The 16,290-nt window shown below is 64.8% G+C and carries 14 protein-coding genes; 9 read left to right on the top strand and 5 right to left on the bottom strand.

Going from position 1 to position 16,290, the window contains the following annotated elements; all coding sequences use genetic code 11:
* Positions 1 to 9 precede the first annotated feature (9 nt).
* The 6 genes from ispG to NLM25_RS43365 all read left to right on the top strand — a co-directional run bounded on the left by ispG (position 10) and on the right by NLM25_RS43365 (position 7,946).
* Positions 10 to 1,293 (top strand): flavodoxin-dependent (E)-4-hydroxy-3-methylbut-2-enyl-diphosphate synthase, encoded by a 1,284-nt coding sequence (gene ispG, locus NLM25_RS43390; RefSeq protein WP_254141020.1) that lies wholly within the window; start codon positions 10 to 12, stop codon positions 1,291 to 1,293.
* A gap of 152 nt (positions 1,294 to 1,445) precedes the next feature.
* A complete protein-coding gene (locus tag NLM25_RS43385; protein ID WP_254141019.1) occupies positions 1,446 to 2,342 on the top strand; it encodes a TauD/TfdA family dioxygenase in 897 nt (298 codons plus the stop codon).
* Positions 2,343 to 2,428: 86 nt separating this feature from the next.
* Complete coding sequence (locus tag NLM25_RS43380) at positions 2,429 to 5,113, top strand: SUMF1/EgtB/PvdO family nonheme iron enzyme (protein WP_375167872.1); 2,685 nt, start codon at positions 2,429 to 2,431, stop codon at positions 5,111 to 5,113.
* Positions 5,114 to 5,194: 81 nt separating this feature from the next.
* Complete coding sequence (locus NLM25_RS43375; RefSeq protein WP_254141018.1) at positions 5,195 to 5,626, top strand: hypothetical protein; 432 nt, start codon at positions 5,195 to 5,197, stop codon at positions 5,624 to 5,626.
* A gap of 163 nt (positions 5,627 to 5,789) precedes the next feature.
* On the top strand, positions 5,790 to 7,127 hold the full coding sequence (locus NLM25_RS43370) for a Rieske 2Fe-2S domain-containing protein (protein ID WP_254141017.1): 1,338 nt from the start codon (positions 5,790 to 5,792) through the stop codon (positions 7,125 to 7,127).
* Positions 7,128 to 7,172: 45 nt separating this feature from the next.
* Positions 7,173 to 7,946: an N-acetylmuramoyl-L-alanine amidase gene (locus tag NLM25_RS43365; protein ID WP_375167897.1), complete on the top strand. Its 774-nt coding sequence runs from the start codon at positions 7,173 to 7,175 to the stop codon at positions 7,944 to 7,946.
* A 218-nt stretch (positions 7,947 to 8,164) separates the two neighbouring features.
* On the opposite strand, the gene NLM25_RS43360 is transcribed toward NLM25_RS43365, so the two are convergent.
* From NLM25_RS43360 to NLM25_RS43350, 3 genes are all read right to left on the bottom strand, one after another.
* Positions 8,165 to 9,775 carry a Na+/H+ antiporter gene (locus NLM25_RS43360; protein ID WP_254141015.1) on the bottom strand — a complete coding sequence of 537 codons (1,611 nt, stop codon included), beginning with the start codon at positions 9,773 to 9,775 and terminating at the stop codon, positions 8,165 to 8,167.
* A gap of 46 nt (positions 9,776 to 9,821) precedes the next feature.
* Complete coding sequence (gene bla, locus NLM25_RS43355) at positions 9,822 to 10,679, bottom strand: class A beta-lactamase (RefSeq protein ID WP_254141014.1); 858 nt, start codon at positions 10,677 to 10,679, stop codon at positions 9,822 to 9,824.
* Positions 10,680 to 10,895: 216 nt separating this feature from the next.
* A complete protein-coding gene (locus NLM25_RS43350) occupies positions 10,896 to 11,270 on the bottom strand; it encodes a nuclear transport factor 2 family protein (protein WP_007598116.1) in 375 nt (124 codons plus the stop codon).
* Positions 11,271 to 11,365: 95 nt separating this feature from the next.
* On the opposite strand from NLM25_RS43350, the gene NLM25_RS43345 reads away from it, so the two are divergent.
* Positions 11,366 to 11,794 carry a GFA family protein gene (locus NLM25_RS43345; protein ID WP_254141013.1) on the top strand — a complete coding sequence of 143 codons (429 nt, stop codon included), beginning with the start codon at positions 11,366 to 11,368 and terminating at the stop codon, positions 11,792 to 11,794.
* 185 nt (positions 11,795 to 11,979) lie between these two features.
* On the top strand, positions 11,980 to 13,791 hold the full coding sequence (locus NLM25_RS43340) for a caspase family protein (protein ID WP_254141012.1): 1,812 nt from the start codon (positions 11,980 to 11,982) through the stop codon (positions 13,789 to 13,791).
* Positions 13,792 to 13,827: 36 nt separating this feature from the next.
* Here NLM25_RS43340 and NLM25_RS43335 read toward each other — a convergent pair whose 3' ends face one another.
* Together NLM25_RS43335 and NLM25_RS43330 are read right to left on the bottom strand one after the other, a co-directional pair.
* Positions 13,828 to 14,517, bottom strand: a complete 690-nt coding sequence (locus tag NLM25_RS43335; protein WP_254141011.1) for a DUF1345 domain-containing protein — start codon at positions 14,515 to 14,517, stop codon at positions 13,828 to 13,830.
* Positions 14,518 to 14,526: 9 nt separating this feature from the next.
* Positions 14,527 to 15,450, bottom strand: a complete 924-nt coding sequence (locus tag NLM25_RS43330; RefSeq protein WP_254124021.1) for a polyprenyl synthetase family protein — start codon at positions 15,448 to 15,450, stop codon at positions 14,527 to 14,529.
* A gap of 161 nt (positions 15,451 to 15,611) precedes the next feature.
* Between NLM25_RS43330 and mtgA the strand changes: the two genes are divergently transcribed.
* On the top strand, positions 15,612 to 16,286 hold the full coding sequence (gene mtgA / locus NLM25_RS43325; RefSeq protein ID WP_254141010.1) for a monofunctional biosynthetic peptidoglycan transglycosylase: 675 nt from the start codon (positions 15,612 to 15,614) through the stop codon (positions 16,284 to 16,286).
* Positions 16,287 to 16,290 lie beyond the last annotated feature (4 nt).

Below are 16,290 nucleotides of genomic sequence, written 5' to 3'. Positions count from 1 at the left end.
TTGGACCCCATGAACAAGCTCGAAAACCCCATCGATTCCGATATCGCGGGCCCCGCGCCCCGGCACCAGACCACCCAGGTGAAGGTTGGCGACGTCGCCGTCGGCGGCGGTGCGCCGATCGTCGTGCAGTCGATGACCAACACCGACACTGCCGATATCGACGGCACCATCGCCCAGGTCGCAGCGCTCGCGCGCGCCGGCTCCGAAATGGTCCGCATCACCGTGGACCGCGAGGAAGCCGCTGCCGCCGTTCCGCACATTCGCGACGGCCTCGCCAAGCGCGGCATCACCACGCCCTTGATCGGCGACTTCCACTATATCGGCCACAAGCTGCTCGCGGCCTATCCGGCCTGCGCCGAGGCGCTCGCCAAGTACCGCATCAATCCCGGCAATGTCGGCTTCAAGGACAAGCGCGACACCCAGTTCGCCGACATCATCGAGATCGCGAACAAGAACAGCAAGCCGGTGCGCATCGGCGCCAATTGGGGCTCGCTCGACCAGGAGCTTCTGACCAAGCTGATGGACGAGAACGCCGCGTCCGCCAATCCGCGTGACGTCCGCGCGGTAACGCGCGAGGCCATGGTGCAGTCGGCGCTGCTCTCGGCCGCCCGCGCCGAAGAGCTCGGCATGCCCAAGGATCGCATCATCCTGTCCGCGAAGGTCTCGGCGGTGCAGGATCTGATTGCGGTCTATCAGGATCTCGCCAGCCGTTCCGACTACGCGATCCATCTCGGCCTCACCGAAGCCGGCATGGGCTCGAAAGGCATCGTGGCGTCCTCGGCCGCGCTCGGCATTCTCTTGCAGCAGGGCATCGGCGACACCATCCGCATCTCGCTGACGCCCGAGCCCGGTGGCGACCGTACCCGCGAGGTGCAGGTCGGTCAGGAGCTCTTGCAGACCATGGGCTTCCGCACCTTCGTGCCCTTGGTTGCGGCGTGCCCCGGTTGTGGCCGCACCACCTCGACCACGTTCCAGGAGCTGGCGCGCTCGATCCAGGACTTCATCCGCGACGAGATGCCGGCCTGGAAGACGAAATATCCCGGCGTCGAAGAGCTCAACGTCGCGGTGATGGGCTGCATCGTCAACGGCCCCGGCGAATCCAAGCACGCCAATATCGGCATCTCGCTGCCCGGCACCGGCGAAGCCCCGGCCGCGCCCGTGTTCGTCGACGGCAAGAAGTTCCGTACGCTGCGTGGCCCCACCATCTCGGCCGACTTCAAGGCGCTCGTGATCGACTACATCGACCAGCGCTATGGCCAGGGCGCGAAAGTGCCGGTGACGGCGGCGGAGTAAGCGTTTCCAAACATCGGAATCGTAGGGCGGGTTAGCGCAGCGTAACCCGCCCTATTTCTTTTTGCGGCGCGAAGTGGCGGGTTACGCTTCGCTAACCCGCCCTACATTGCTACGATGTCTCCCAATCAAGAATGATCGGGAGACGACACGCCATGAGCTCACTCGCCGGCAAGCAGGGTCCGCGCTATCGCCACACGGCCGAGGACGGCGCACCTTACGAGACCATCGCGGTCGAGAAGCTCACCCCCATCATCGGTGCGGAAATATCCGGCGTCGATATCGGCAAGCTCGTCTCGGACGATGCCCGCTCCAACCGGCAGATGGACGAGATCCATCGCGCGCTCGCCGAAAACCTCGTCATCTTCTTCCGCGATCAGGAGATCACGGCGAAACAGCATCTCGCCTTCGGCCGCAAGTTCGGCGAGCTGCATTTCCATCCCGCCGCGCCGCATGAGGACGAAGACCCGGCGCTGATGAAGATCTATGCCGACAAGAACTCGCCGCGCGCCAACGGCGAGGGCTGGCATTCGGACGTGTCCTGCGATCTCGAGCCGCCGATGGGCTCGATCCTCTACATCAAGCAGTGCCCGCCGCGCGGCGGCGACACGCTGTTCGCCAACATGTACGCCGCCTATGAGGCGCTGTCGGATCGGATGAAGGCCTATCTCGACGGGCTGACCGCGCTGCATGACGGTGAGCCGATCTATCGCGGCCTCTACGCGAACTATGGCGTCGCCGACCGCCCCTCCTATCCGAACGCCGAGCACCCCGTTGTGCGCACCCATCCCGTCACGGGCAGGAAGGCGCTTTACGTCAACCGCGGCTTCACCCGCCACATCAACGGCATCCCGCGCGACGAGAGCGATGCGATGCTGGCCTATCTCTACCAGCACGCCGAGAACCCGCTATTCCAGTGCCGCTTCCGCTGGACCGAGAACGCCATCGCGTTCTGGGACAACCGCTGCACCCAGCACCGCGCGATGTGGGACTACTGGCCGCATACGCGCTCGGGGACGCGCGTGACGGTGAAGGGGGAAAGGCCGGTGTGAACGGCTGTCGCTGCCGGACGCCCTGCGTGATCTGAATCACGGATTTGGCGCTGCCCATGTCAAATGATGTGGGCGTAGGGTGCTGCTTGCGGGCGCTTCAACCAGCGATATACTCGCAAGGGGCGATTTGGGGGGATCTTATGCGCTTGGTGGCGGCTACCATTCTTGCGCTCTTTTTTTGCGGGTTTGCAGGTCAGGCGGCGGCCGAGAAACGCGTCGCTCTGGTGATCGGCAATTCGTCGTACCGGAACGTTCCGAGCCTCCCCAATCCCCGGAATGACGCTGCAGAGATTGCGGCCTTGTTCAGATCCGCAGGCTTTTCCGCGATCGACGCTCGCCGCGATCTTGGAATCTCGGACATGCGCCGCGCGATCAGCGATTTCGCGGAGATGGCGAGCGATGCCGACGTGGCCGTCGTCTATTTTGCCGGACATGGCATCGAGGTGGATGGCGCAAACTACGTCATCCCCGTCGACGCGAAGCTGGCGCGCGACTTCGATATCGAGGATGAGGCCATTTCCCTCGATCGCATTCTGAAGTCGATCGAGCCCACCAGGCGGCTTCGCCTCGTCATCCTGGATGCCTGCCGGGACAATCCGTTCCTCAAGACCATGAAGAGAACCGTGGCTTCTCGTTCAATCGGTCGCGGATTGGCGAAGGTCGAGCCCGCGGTCACCGATACGCTGATCGCCTTCGCGGCCAAGGCCGGGTCGGTCGCGCTGGATGGCGATGCGAAGAACAGTCCCTTCACGGCTGCGCTGCTGCACAACATTGCTGCTCCCGGCTTGGACCTGCGGATTGCGTTCGGCCGGGTTCGCGATGAGGTGCTGAAGGTCACCAATCGTCACCAGGAGCCGTTCGTCTACGGATCGCTGGGCGGCTCCGTCGTCTCGATCGTCGATGCACCGAAGCTTCCGCCGCCGCCAACGACGGATGACATCGTGTGGAGCGCCGTGAAGGATTCGACGTATCCGGCGGTGTTCGAGGAGTTCATCGCGAAGTTTCCGACGAGCCCGCATCTGAAGGCGGCGGAATCACGGCGCGGCGAGCTGATTCAGGCGCAGGCCGCGGCTGCCGCGCGGGTGCCGCCGCCACCTACGGCCGACGAAATCGTCTGGATGGCGATCAGGGATTCGAACTATCCCGCCATTTTCGATGATTTCGTGAGCAAGTTTCCGGCCAGCAAGCATCGAGCCGAGGCACAATCGCGCCGCGACGAATTGCAAAAGCAGATTGCCGCCGCAGCCGCCCGCATTCCACCGCCTCCGACGGCCGATGAAGTCGTCTGGGATGCCATCAAGGGCTCGACTCATCCGGCAATCTTCGAGGATTTCGCCAGCAAGTTTCCAGCAAGCCCGCATCTGGCGGACGCGCAGGTGCGCAGGGACGAGTTGAAAAAGCAGATTGCCGCCACACAAGCTCCGCCGCCTCCCGCCGCCGAGGACATCGTTTGGGCCGCGATCAAGGGATCGCGTGATCCCGCGATTTTCGATGAGTTCGTGAGTAAATATGCGGCGAGCTCGCACGTCGCGGACGCACGGCAGCGCAGGGATGATTTGAGGAAAGAGATTGCCGCCGCTCAAGCGCCGCCACCGCCTCCGGCGGAGGAGATCGTCTGGAACGCGATCAAGGAGTCGCGCGACCCTGCGATCTTCGAGGAGTACTCCGCGAAATATTCGAGCAGTTCGCACGTTTCCGCCGCGCTATCGCGTCGTGACGATCTGAAGAAGGAGCTGGCCGCGGCAGCGGCGCCGCCTCCGGCGCCTCCCGCAACCGATGAGATCGTCTGGAATGCGATCAAGGACGGGCACGCGCCGGCAATGTTCGAAGAATTCCTCAGCAAATTCCCCGAAAGCTCGCGGTCGGCAGAGGTGCGCGAACGGCTCAAGGCGATGCAAGCCACGCAATTGGCTTCCACCAACGCCACGCTCCCGGCCATGGAGGCGACCCAGCAGCGCGAGGGATCGACTGCGCTTGGTCTCAAGGTGTTGTCCGAGTCGGAAGAGACGGCCCTGAAGCAAAAAGCCAGTTTCAAGGAATGTGAAAAGTGTCCGGAGATGGTCGTGGTGCCGCCCGGCGCCTTCATGATGGGAGCGTCGGAGAGCGCATCGAAGCGCGCCACGGAATCGTCTCGTCACAAGGTGACGTTCGCCCATTCATTCGCCGTTGGCCGTTACGCCGTCACGTTTGCGGAATGGGACGCCTGCGTCGCCGATGGGGGATGCAACGGATACAAGCCCTGGGACAATGGTTGGGGCCGCGGAAGGCGGCCGGCAATCAACATTTCCTGGTCGGACGCGAAGAGCTATGCGGCCTGGTTGTCGGGCCGCACCGGCAGAACGTACCGCCTCCTGAGCGAAGCCGAGCGGGAATATGTGACACGAGCGGGAACGACGTCGTCGTTCTGGTGGGGAGCCTCGGTTTCTCGGGGACAGGCCAACTACGATGACAGGGCCAGCCAGGACAAGAATGCAAAGGGTGGCTCCGGACAAAAGACGGCTCCTGTCGATTCCTTCCAGCCAAATCCGTGGGGGCTCTATCAGGTGCACGGCAATATCTGGGAATGGGTCGAGGATTGTGTCAACGACACTTATGAGGGCGCGCCTACGGACGGTAGTCCTTGGCTGAAAGGCCGATGCGAGCAGCGCGTCCTCAGGGGAGGCTCTTGGGTGAGCAAGGCGGATGCCGTCGAAGCGGGGAGCCGCTATGGCGTGCAGTCCGAAGGACGCGTGAGCAACGTTGGATTTCGAGTCGCGAGGATGTTGAGATAGCCGGGCACGAATTCATCGGCCTCGCCAGCCGGAACGACCACATACGATAATTCTACGATTTTTTCATTGGAGAGATATGAGATGACAATCTACCCGGTACGCCTACCGACGGCCCTTTTGATCAAAATCAGTGCGGCGCTCGTCCTGTTCTTCAGTATCCTCTGTGGCGCCCATGCGGGCGGGGGGAACACGTCGCTCGTCGTGAAATCGGGCGAGGCAAAGGAAATCTGCAAATGCGGAGGACACTGGCGCGTCGATGCCAGTGGCAAGGTATGGCCCGTCAGCATTGAGGTCGTGTCTCCGCCGAAAAACGGCGCCGTGACGACGAGAGCGAGCTCCGGGCAACGCAAGTTGAGAAACGGAGAAGCCAAGACCGTGCGGCTGACCAGCGTGGTGTACCAATCCAAGAAGGGGTTCGTCGGCGAAGACTCCTTCACGTATCGGCGCGTGACGGCAGACCCCACCGACCCGGATAATGGCAAGGTATACACGGTCGCTGTCACCGTCAGGTAATTCCAACGAGTGCGGGGCCGAATGGCGGTGCATCGTCCGCCATTCGGTCTGCGAGAGCGGTGGAGGTTTCGCTTCGCCAATCCGCCCTACAAAGCTGTTCTTGCGTTGACGTCTTCCCCCGCACGCGCCAATCTTCCCGAAAACAACATCGGGAGGATCAGGCATGCTCCGCGCCGAGGACAACAAGTTTCTGACCGAGTCCGGCCCCGGAACGGGCATGGGCGAGCTGCTGCGACGATTCTGGATCCCCGTCCTGCTCTCAGAAGAACTCCCCGAGCCCGACGGCGAGCCGAAGAAGATCGTCGTGCTCGGCGAAGAGCTGCTCGCCTTCCGCGATTCCTGTGGTGTCGTCGGCGTGATCGACCAATACTGTCCGCATCGCGGCGCCAATCTCTGGCTCGGGCGCGTTGAGGAATGCGGCATCCGATGCGTCTATCACGGCTGGAAGTTCGACACCGACGGTCGTTGCGTCGACATGCCGACCTCCTATCCCGATCTCAACGCCAAGGATCTCATCCGCATCAAATCCTACCCGGTGCGCGAATGGGGTGAGATGATCTGGGCCTATATGGGTCCCGCGGAGGTGATGCCCGAGCTGCCCGACCTGGAAATGGCGCTGCTGCCGGCCTCGCATCGCTACGTGAGCAAGAAATGGCAGGACTGCAACTGGGTGCAGGCGCTGGAAGGCTCGATCGACACCGCGCATTTCACCTTCGCGCATCTTTCCTTCGACAAGGAGGAGAACGAGATTCTGGACATCAAGAAGCATTTCGTGAATCCGCTGGTGCGGATGTCGAGCGACCATATGCGCTGGATCGCAGAGGATCCGCGTCCCGTGATCAAGGTCGCCCCGCACGAGGCTGGCCTCACGATTGCCGGCGGCCGTCTCACGGGCAGCGACAACATCTACTGGCGCATTGCGCAATTCCTGATGCCGTTCCACGCCTACGCGCCGAGCGCGATGCCGGGCGAGAACATCTTTGGCCAGACTTTTGTGCCGGTGACCGACACCAATTGCTGGATCTATACCTATGTCTGGAATCCGGAGCGACCGCTGACGCAAGGAGAGCGTGATGCTTATGATCGCGGCAATGGCGTGATCGCGGAGGTCGACGACAATTACGTGCCGCTGCGTCACAAGGGCAACGATTACCTGATCGACCGAAAACTCCAGAAGACCCGGAGCTACACCGGTATCAAGGGCGTCTCCGAGCAGGATGCCGCCGTGCAGGATAGCCAGGGCCCGATCGCCGACCGCACTCGCGAGCATCTCGGCCCGACTGATCTCGGCATCATGCATTTCCGGAAAGTCGTGATGGAGCTGGCGCGTGCGCTTCAGCAGGGCGAGCCGCCGCCGCAAGCGGCGTATCAGGATCGCTACGCGGTGCGCTCGGGCGCCTGTGTCACCAGCAAGACCAAGGATTTGCCGGCCGTGATGCTGGAGCGCTTCGGCGATGTCGCCGGCTTCGTCGGCCGTCCCCAAATCGCGGCAGCGGAGTAGGACTTGTCGCCAGGGCGGGGTATCGTTGCAATTCTCCTCGTGTCGATGGTTGCGCTGTTGCTTCCGTCGATCGACGCGGGCCGTGCCGCCCCGGCCCGGAAGATTGCGAAAGCAAAGCCCAGGCCTTCGTCTGCACCGGTCAAATGCGAGAAGCCGAAATTTCGGATCGTCGTTGATGTCGGGCACACCCCGGACTCCTATGGCGCCCTGAGTGCGCGCAATGATCCGGAGTTCGGCTTCAACGTCCGGCTCGCAAGGCTGGTCACGGCGAAGCTCAAGTCCGAAGGCTTTGCCGCAACCCGCCTGCTCATCACGGACGGCAAGGCGCGGCCGAGCCTGTTCAAGCGGGTCGGTGCCGCGAATGACGGCCGGGCCGATCTCTTCCTTTCGATCCATCACGATTCGGTGCCGGACAAGCTGCTCGAGACTTGGGAATTCGACGGCGCGAAGAGCTATTTCAGCGACCGCTTTTCCGGCCACTCGCTGTTCGTGTCGCAGCAGAATCCGCACTTCGCCACCAGCCTGATGCTGGCCCGGATGATCGGCCGGCAGTTGAAGCAGCAGGGCCTGCATTATGCCAGCCAATACACGTTGCCGGTGATGGGCCGCTACCGGCGCCAGCTGCTCGACAAGGAGGTCGGCGTCTACCGCTATGATGGGCTCATCGTGCTCTCGCGGACGAGGAGTGCCGCAGTGCTGCTCGAGGCCGGCTCGATCATCAACCGCGACGAGGAGATGACGATGAACTCGGCGGAGCGGCAGGAGATGATTGCGGGAGCGGTTGCGGCGGGGGTCGAGGAGTTTTGCGAGAGGCGGTAGTGCGCTCGCAATGACGAGGCGACAGTGTCAGCCAACCTCATCACTGTCGTCCCCGCGAACGCGGGGACCCATAACCACAGGGAGCGGTTGTGGCGCGAGACGGTAACTCCGAGTCTTCGCCAAACAACTCCCTGTGGTTATCGCGACGAGCGCAAGCGCTCGCGCGGGGTCCCGGATCTGCGCTCCGCTTCGCTGCGCTTGTCCGGGACGACGGCGCCTCACAGCGGCGCCCCCCGATATTCCCGGTTCGCCAAACTCGCCTCTTCCAGATCCAGATCCCGCTCGATCCGGCGTCTCGTCTCGTCGGTGATCTGACCGTCGCGCAGGAGGTTATGGATGAACTTGCGCTCGGCGTCGATCAGGTTGCGGGTCAGTGCGGTGCCGGCGGCGGAGACGTCATGGTGGGCGGGATCGAGCGACTCCGGCAGCTGGTTGACGCGGATCTCGTGACGCGCGCGCAGGAGCCGCATGACCTCGTCGGAGACCTCCTTTTCGGCTGTCAGCGCGTCCAGCGATTTCAGCGCGGCATCGAGCGCCTGGCGCCGTGCGGCGATCTCGGCCTCGTGCTCGGCGACATGCTCGTTGCGGCCGGCTTCGGCGACGCCGAGCCAGCGCACCACCGGCGGCAGCGTCAGGCCGACGCCGATCAGCGTGACGAAGATGACGCCGAATGCCACGAACAGGATCAGGTCGCGATACGGGAAGGCTTCTCCGCCCGGCAGCGTGAACGGAAGCGCCAGCGCCGCCGCCAGCGACACCGCGCCGCGCACGCCAGTGAAGGCGAGCACGAACGGCCATTGCCAGGGCGGCGACGGATCGCGCTCGCGCAGCGACTTCGAAAGAATCCGCGGCAGATAGGTCGCGGGATAGAGCCAGACGAAGCGTGCGATCACGATGATCAGCAGAACCACGGCGGTCGCGATCAGGATGTCGTCGAGCGGGAACGTCTTCGATTTCTCGTAGAGCGCGCGCATCTGGAAGCCGGTGAGCAGGAACAGCAGGCCCTCGATCAGATAGATCACGAGGTCCCAGAAGAAGATTCCTTGCAGGCGCGTCGACGCCGAGATCAGCAGCGGGCCGTTCCAGCTGACATAGAGGCCGCAGGCGACGGTGGCGATCACGCCGGAGCCGCCGACATGCTCGGGCAGCCAGTAGGAGACGTAGGGCGTGATCAGCGACAGCGTCAGCTCGACCTGCGGATCCCTGGACCATTTGCGGGCGCGAAGTGAGAGCCAGCCGACGCCGATGCCGAAGGCGATTTCGCCGGCGACGATCAGGGAGAACTCGCCGGCCGCCAGCGGCAGCGAGAAGTGGCCGACCGTGATGGCGGCGAGCGCGAAGCGGTAGAGGATCAGCGCGGTGGCGTCGTTGGCGAGCCCTTCGCCCTCGAGGATCACCACGAGCCGGCGCGGCAGGTTGAGCCGGCGCGCGATCGCGAGCGGCGCCACCACGTCGGGCGGCGCGACGATGGCGCCGAGCAGGAAGCCGATGGTCCATGGCAGGCCGATCAAATAATGCGTGGCGGCCGCCACCAGCGCTGCGGTGAAGATCACCGCGCCGACCGCGAGCAGCACGATCGGGCGCAGGTTGTTCCTGAACTCGCGCCAGCTCATCGCGACGCTCGCCGAGTAGATCAGCGGCGGCAGCACCATCAGCAGCACCAGTTCCGGCGGCAGTTCCACCGGGGGCATGCCCGGCACGAAGGCGAGGCCGACGCCGGCCAGCATCAGCAGAATGGCCGGGGCGACGTTGAAGCGGCGCGCGGCCAGCGCCACGCCCGCCAGCACGGCGAGCAGGATGAGAAAGGTCTGAAATTTGGCTGCGATCATGGCCTGTCTTGGCCCGGAAGCCGCCATGAGGTCAATGCGGCGCGGCTCACGCCAGCCGTTCGGTCACCAGGCGCCCGATGCGCGCGAACGCGGCCTCGATCTGCGGAGCGGTCGGCGTGCCACCCTGGGTATAGGCCGCGATCAGGATCGGCGTGTCCGGCTTCGGCCAAACGACTGCGATATCGCCCGAGGCATCCTTGCCGTTGTTGCCGGTCTTGTCGCCGATCTTCCAGCTTGCCGGCAGTCCGCCGCGCAGCCTGTTCGCCCCGGTCTTGCAACCCAGCATCCATTCGGTGAGCTGGGCACGCGAGGCCGCCGACAGTGCTTCGCCGGTGACCAGCCGGCGCAGATTGCCTGCCATCGCCGCCGGCGTCGTGGTGTCCCGGGGATCGCCGGGCGGTGAGCGGTTGAGTTCGGGCTCGTTGTGGTCGAGCCGCGAGGTGGTGTCGCCGAGCGACCGCCAGAACGCGGTGAGCGCGGCGGGGCCGCCGATCCGCGCCAACAGCAAATTGGCGCAGGTGTTGTCGCTGAGCTCGACGATCGCCTTGCACATCTCGCTGACCGACATCTTGCCGGCGGCGAGGTTTTGCTTGGCGATCGGGGCGTAGTCCAGCAGGTCGGCTTGGCCGTAGGGGATCATGGCGGCAAGCTGCTCCTCGCCACGATCGACCCGCGCCAGCACGCAAGCGGCGAGCGAGGCCTTGAAGGTCGAGCACATGACGAACCGCTCGTCGGCGCGCCATGCGAGCTTGGCGCCGGTCGCGAGGTTTTCGGCATAGACCCCGATCCGCCCGCCGCTCTCGCGCTCGTAGGTTTCGAGTTCAGGCGGCGCCTCTGCGGCGAACGCGGGGGAGGCAGCCATCCAGCAGAGCGAGGCGAGCAGAGAACGGCGATCGAGCAGCATGGGGGACCTTGGGCAAGACGGAGGGATGCAATGGACGCGTTATCCGCGCCGTCATTGCGAGCGCAGCGAAGCAATCCAGAGTTTCTCCGCGGAGGGATTCTGGATTGCTTCGTCGCAAGGGCTCCTCGCAATGACGCGTGGCGAGAGTTGCGCTCGCAATGACGGAGAATGAGGGGTGAGTGTGCCCGATTTCGGGCAGCGGAAGGTTAGAGCCCCTCACTCCCTCAGGTCATACCGATACGATTTCGACACGATCTGCCAGCCGTCGGCCAGCTTCATCGCCACCAGATAGTCGGTGAAAAACCGCGGCGGCAGCTGGCATCTGACCTTGATGAAGGCGGTCTTGTCGTCGGAGCGGTCGATGGTGACGATGAAATCCTCGCGCGGCTTGCCTTCGGCCTTGCCGGAGGGGCGCTTGCGCACGCGGTCGAGCCAGTCGGGCACGGTCAGCACCTGAAGCTCGCCCTTCTCGACCCAGCGCAGATCGGCAGAGGGATGGAAGATGGCGCCGAGTTTTTCGGCGTCGCCCTCGTAGAGGCCGTCGAAATAGGATTGCACGACGGCTTCGACGCTCGAACGGTTCTGGCTCATGGGTCATCCCTTTGAATGATGGCTTGGAGCGAACTTAGTCGTACACATCAAAATGCGCTATGGGTGTCTATCGCCAATTGCGCGAGGACGCTGGAATGACTGGATCAGAAAATTCGAACGCTCGTATCCTCACCGGCGAATGCTACTGCCGTGCCGTGCGCTACGAGGTTGCGGACGCGTTCTCTTACGCGATGAACTGCCATTGTTCGAACTGCCGCCGCACCACCGGCTCCGCCTTCAAGCCGTTCGCCGGGATTGCGCAGGACAAGCTGCGCATCGTCCACGGTGAAGACCAGCGCATCATCTACGGCGACGACACCACCCATGACGCCCACTGTGCCCGCTGCGGCTCGCTGCTTTATTCCCGGGTGCGCGAGGGAAAATGGGTTCATGTCGCCATGGGAACCCTGACCGATGCCCCCTCGATCCGGCCGAGCGCCCACATTTTCGTGGGCTCGAAGGCGCCCTGGCATGAGATCGCGGACAATCTGCCGCAATATCGGGGGCACATCGGGGATGCCTAGGGGGGAACAAGGCCCGCACACGCGTTGGCCGGCGAACCGGGGCCGGACTGGTGCGACAAACAAAAGGGGCCTTCCGGCTGGTCGCCGGCGCCACCTTCGTGACCTCCATCACAAGTGTCGGCGGCGGATTTTGCTAAAGCGGTCCCAAAGGGGCTCGAGATGCCCCGAATTTTGGAAGTCGTGTCATGCGCAATCTGCTCAGACTTTGCCCGCTTCTCCTTGCCGTCGCGCTGCTGTTCGGCGCTGGTCCCGCTTTCGCCGGAAAGCGCGTCGCGCTGGTGATCGCCAATTCGGCGTATCAGCACGCACCACTGCTCGCCAATCCCGTCAATGACGGTTCGGTGATGGCGAAGACACTGAAGGAGGCCGGCTTCGACGTCGTCGAGTCCCGGCACGATCTGTCGGCGCTGGATACGCGGCGCGTGCTGCGCGAATTCGCCGATGCGACGCGCAACGCCGACATCGCCGTGGTCTACTATGCCGGCCACGGCATCGAGGTCGAAGGCTCGAACTATCTGATCCCCGTCGATGCCAGGCTGGAGCGCGACACCGACGTCTACGACGAGGCGCTGTCGCTCGACCGCATCCTGGTCGCGGTCGAGCCCGCCAAGCAGCTTCGCCTGGTGATCCTGGATGCCTGCCGCGACAATCCGTTCGGCAAGACCATGAAGCGCACGATCGCTGCGCGCGGCATCGGCCGCGGCCTCGCCCAGGTCGAGCCGACCAGCCCCAACACGCTGATCGCCTATTCGGCCAAGGCCGGTTTCACGGCGCAGGACGGCGACGGCGCCAACAGCCCGTTCACGGTGGCGCTGTCGAAGCATCTGACGACGCCGGGCCTCGACGTCCGCCGCGCCTTTGGCTTCGTGCGCGACGACGTGCTCAAATCGACCGGCAACAAGCAGGAGCCGTTCGTGTACGGCTCGCTCGGCGGCGAAGACGTGCCGCTGGTGCCGGTCAAGGTGGTGGCTGCAGCACCCGTCGCACCGGTGGTGAACCCGCAGGCCGATATCCGCCGCGACTATGAGCTCGCGCTCCAGGTCGGCAACAGGGCGGCTTGGGATGCCTTCCTCGCCCAGCATCCCGACGGTTTCTATGCGAGCCTCGCCAAGCTGCAGGTCGAGAAAATTGGCGCCGAGCAGGCCCATGCCGCGGCGACCGAGAAGGCGAAGCAGGCCGAGGCCGAGCGCGATCGTCTCGCCGCCCTCGGCGCGCAGAAGGATGCGCAGGCCAGGGCTGCGGCCGATGCGAAAGCCGCCGAGCAGGTGCAGCTCGCCGCGCAGAAGGCCAAAGAGCAGGCGCAGCAGCAGGCGGCCGCCGCCGAGCAGCAGCGCGTCAACCTCGCCGCCGCGGCGCCGAGCGCTGCGCCCGCCAGCACGGCGAGCCCGTCCGGCACCAACGTCGCGTCGCTGACGCCGGCGACGGCGCCGGCCGATCTCAGCCGCTCGGTGCAGACCGAGCTCGGCCGCGTCGGCTGCTATTCCGGGCAGGCCGACGGCAACTGGAACACGTCCTCGCAACGGTCGCTGTCGCAGTTCAACCGTTATGCCGGCACCAAGCTCGACGTGAAGGTGGCGAGCACCGATGCGCTCGATACGGTCAAGGCCAAACCGTCGCGCGTCTGTCCGCTGGTCTGCGAGCACGGCTTCAAGGCTGACGGCGACAAGTGCACGAAGATTGTCTGCCGGGACGGCTATGCGGTCAACGACGACAACGAGTGTCAGAAACAGCGTGCCGCCAGGCCGGCCAAGCCCGCGACCGCCAAGCGCGACGACGGCGACGAACGTCCCGCGCGGCAGCGTCGTCAGGCCGGCGGTGCGGCGGGCGGCTATGGTGCCGCCGGCATTGCTGCTGCCGGCGTCGGTCGGCCCTCGGGTGGCGGGCAGGTTATCTGCACTAACAACAGCGGCTGCCGTCCAGTCAGCCGCGGCTGCCATCTCGAATATCGCGGCGGCGGCGGCCCCGGCAACGAGGCTAATGTCGAGGTGTGCAATTGACGCTACTGGGTTGTCCCGGCGAATGCCGGGACAACGTTACGTCGAGATCGCGCTCGCCGCGATGTTCACCGTCAGCGCCAGCAACGCCGTGTTGTAGATGAAGGACACGATGCCGTGCGCCGTCGCCGTGCGGCGGATGATCTTGTCGGAGATGCCGACGTCGGAGACCTGCGCGGTCATCCCGATCACGAACGAGAAATAGACAAAATCCCAATAGTCGGCGTGATCTTCCTTGTCGCCGCTCGGGAATTGCAATCCACCCGGCGGATGCCGGTAATATTCATGGGCGTAATGCAGCGCGAAGGTCGTGTGTACGGCGGCCCATGACAGCGCGATGGTGGTGATCGCGATGGTCAGCTCCCACGCCCCGCGGTGCGGCGTGCCGAGCTCGGAGACGATCGCGGCGATGCTGGCAAAGGCGCCGATCGCCGTCACCAGCAGGATCACGAAGCGGCCGTCGTCCTGCATCGCGGCGGCACGGCGAATATGCTGGTGGTCGTTGCACAGCATCATCGCGTAGACCAGCACGAGATAGACCGCGATCAGCGCATCCCAGCCGAACAAGAGCCGCGTCACCGGCCGGTGCGAGCCCGGCAGCAGCAGGCAGACCAGGATGCCGGCAGCAAGCGCGATGAAGGTCCGCGGCCGCGCATAGATCAGGCGCACCGGCCGCGACATCTTGCGGAAGCGGACGAGGACGGGATCTTCCTTGCCCTCGGCCGCCATCGGAGCGCGCTAGCTCTTCCGCTCGGCGACGAACCGCGCGGCGGCCTGCAGCACGGCGGCGCGGTCGCCGAAGATCGACACGGCGCTGTCGGCGCGCGCGAGCAGGTCGCGCACGCGCTGCTTGGCGCCGTCGATGCCGAGCTGGGTGACGAAGGTGGTCTTGCCCAGCGCGGCATCAGCGCCGGCCGGCTTGCCGAGCGCGGCCGCATCGCCTTCGACGTCGAGCAGGTCATCGGCGATCTGGAAGGCCTCGCCGAGCGCGCGGCCGTAATCGTCGAGCGCCTGGTATTCCTTCTGCGAAGCTTGGCCGAGGATCGCGCCGGCGATGCAGCCGTAGCGCAGCAGCGCGCCGGTCTTCATCTGCTGAATACGGGCGACATCGATCGGTTCGTTGCCGCCGAAGCGGCCTTCGCCGGCGAGGTCGAGGATCTGGCCGCCGACCATGCCGCCGATGCCGGCGCAGCGCGCCAGCGCGCGCGTCAGCAGGAGGCGCACTTGGGCGTCGCGGTGGATCTCGTCGCGGGTGACGATGTCGAAGGCGAGCGTCAACAGGCCGTCGCCGGCGAGGATCGCGGTCGCGTCATCGGTCTTCTTGTGCAGGGTGGGGCGGCCGCGGCGCAGGTCCGAATTGTCCATCGCCGGCAGGTCGTCATGGATCAGCGAATAGCAATGGATGCATTCGAGCGCGGCGCCGACGAGCAGCGCGGCCTCGCGTGGAACACCGAATACCGCCGCGCTCTCGACCACCAGGAACGGCCGCAGACGCTTGCCGCCGTTGAGGCTCGAATAGCGCATTGCGTCCATCAGTCGCTTGGGCCGGGCGATCTCATCGTGCAGGATGTCGTCCGACAACAGTCGTCCGAGCAGGGCCTCGGTATCATCAGCGGTCTTGTCCAGACGTTTGGCGAAATCGGACGGGGACGTGCCGGTCATCAAGAAGGGCTCCAGAACTAAAATTCGGCCGGACAATCCTTTATGCGCCCGCCCCAGTCAATCGTTTGGAAGGCCTAAAAAGTGCTGGAAAAGGCCCGAATTATCACAGACTTAATGGCGGGATCGGTGGTCGCGTTTCATTTTGCGCCGGAAAGGTCGATTTGCGCATCGTTAAGATCCTGCTGGTGCTGCTCGCGGTCGTAGCTCTCGCGCCCTACGTGATCGCGCCGTTCTACCGCACCGGCCATCCGGTTTCGACGCTGATGGCCTGGCGCAGCTTGCGGGGTGCGCCGATGCATCGGGAGTGGATCGATCTGGCGGCGATGTCGCCCGCACTGCCGCGATCGGTGGTGGCGGCCGAGGATGCCCATTTCTGCAAGCATCACGGCATCGACTGGGGCGCGCTGCGCGAGGCGATCGACGACGCGAAGGAGGACGGGACGCCCTTCCGGGGCGCCTCCACCATCACCCAGCAGGTGGCAAAAAACCTGTTCCTCTGGCAGGGGCGGGATTTCATCCGCAAGGCGCTGGAATTCCCGCTGGCGCTCTGGATCGACCTTGTCCTGCCCAAGGCCCGGATCCTCGAAATCTACCTCAACATCGCCGAGCTTGGCCCGCAGGGCCAGTTCGGGGTCGAGGCGGCCAGCGCCTATGCCTTCGGTAAATCGGCGGCCAACCTCTCCCCCCGGGAGGCGGCCCTTCTGGCCTCCATCCTGCCGAATCCGGTCAAACGCAGCGCCAGGACCCCCGGGCCGGGCGTCCGGCGGCTGGCCGGGACTTATGTGGCAAGGGCGCAAGCCAGCTCACTTTCCCCCTGCTGGCGGGAAAATCGCTGATTTC

Origin of the sequence: Bradyrhizobium sp. CCGB01 (genome assembly GCF_024199795.1) — a bacterium.
Taxonomy (GTDB): domain Bacteria; phylum Pseudomonadota; class Alphaproteobacteria; order Rhizobiales; family Xanthobacteraceae; genus Bradyrhizobium.
Note: the sequence above shows the minus strand (reverse complement) of the source record. Positions and strands in the feature narration are given on the sequence as shown.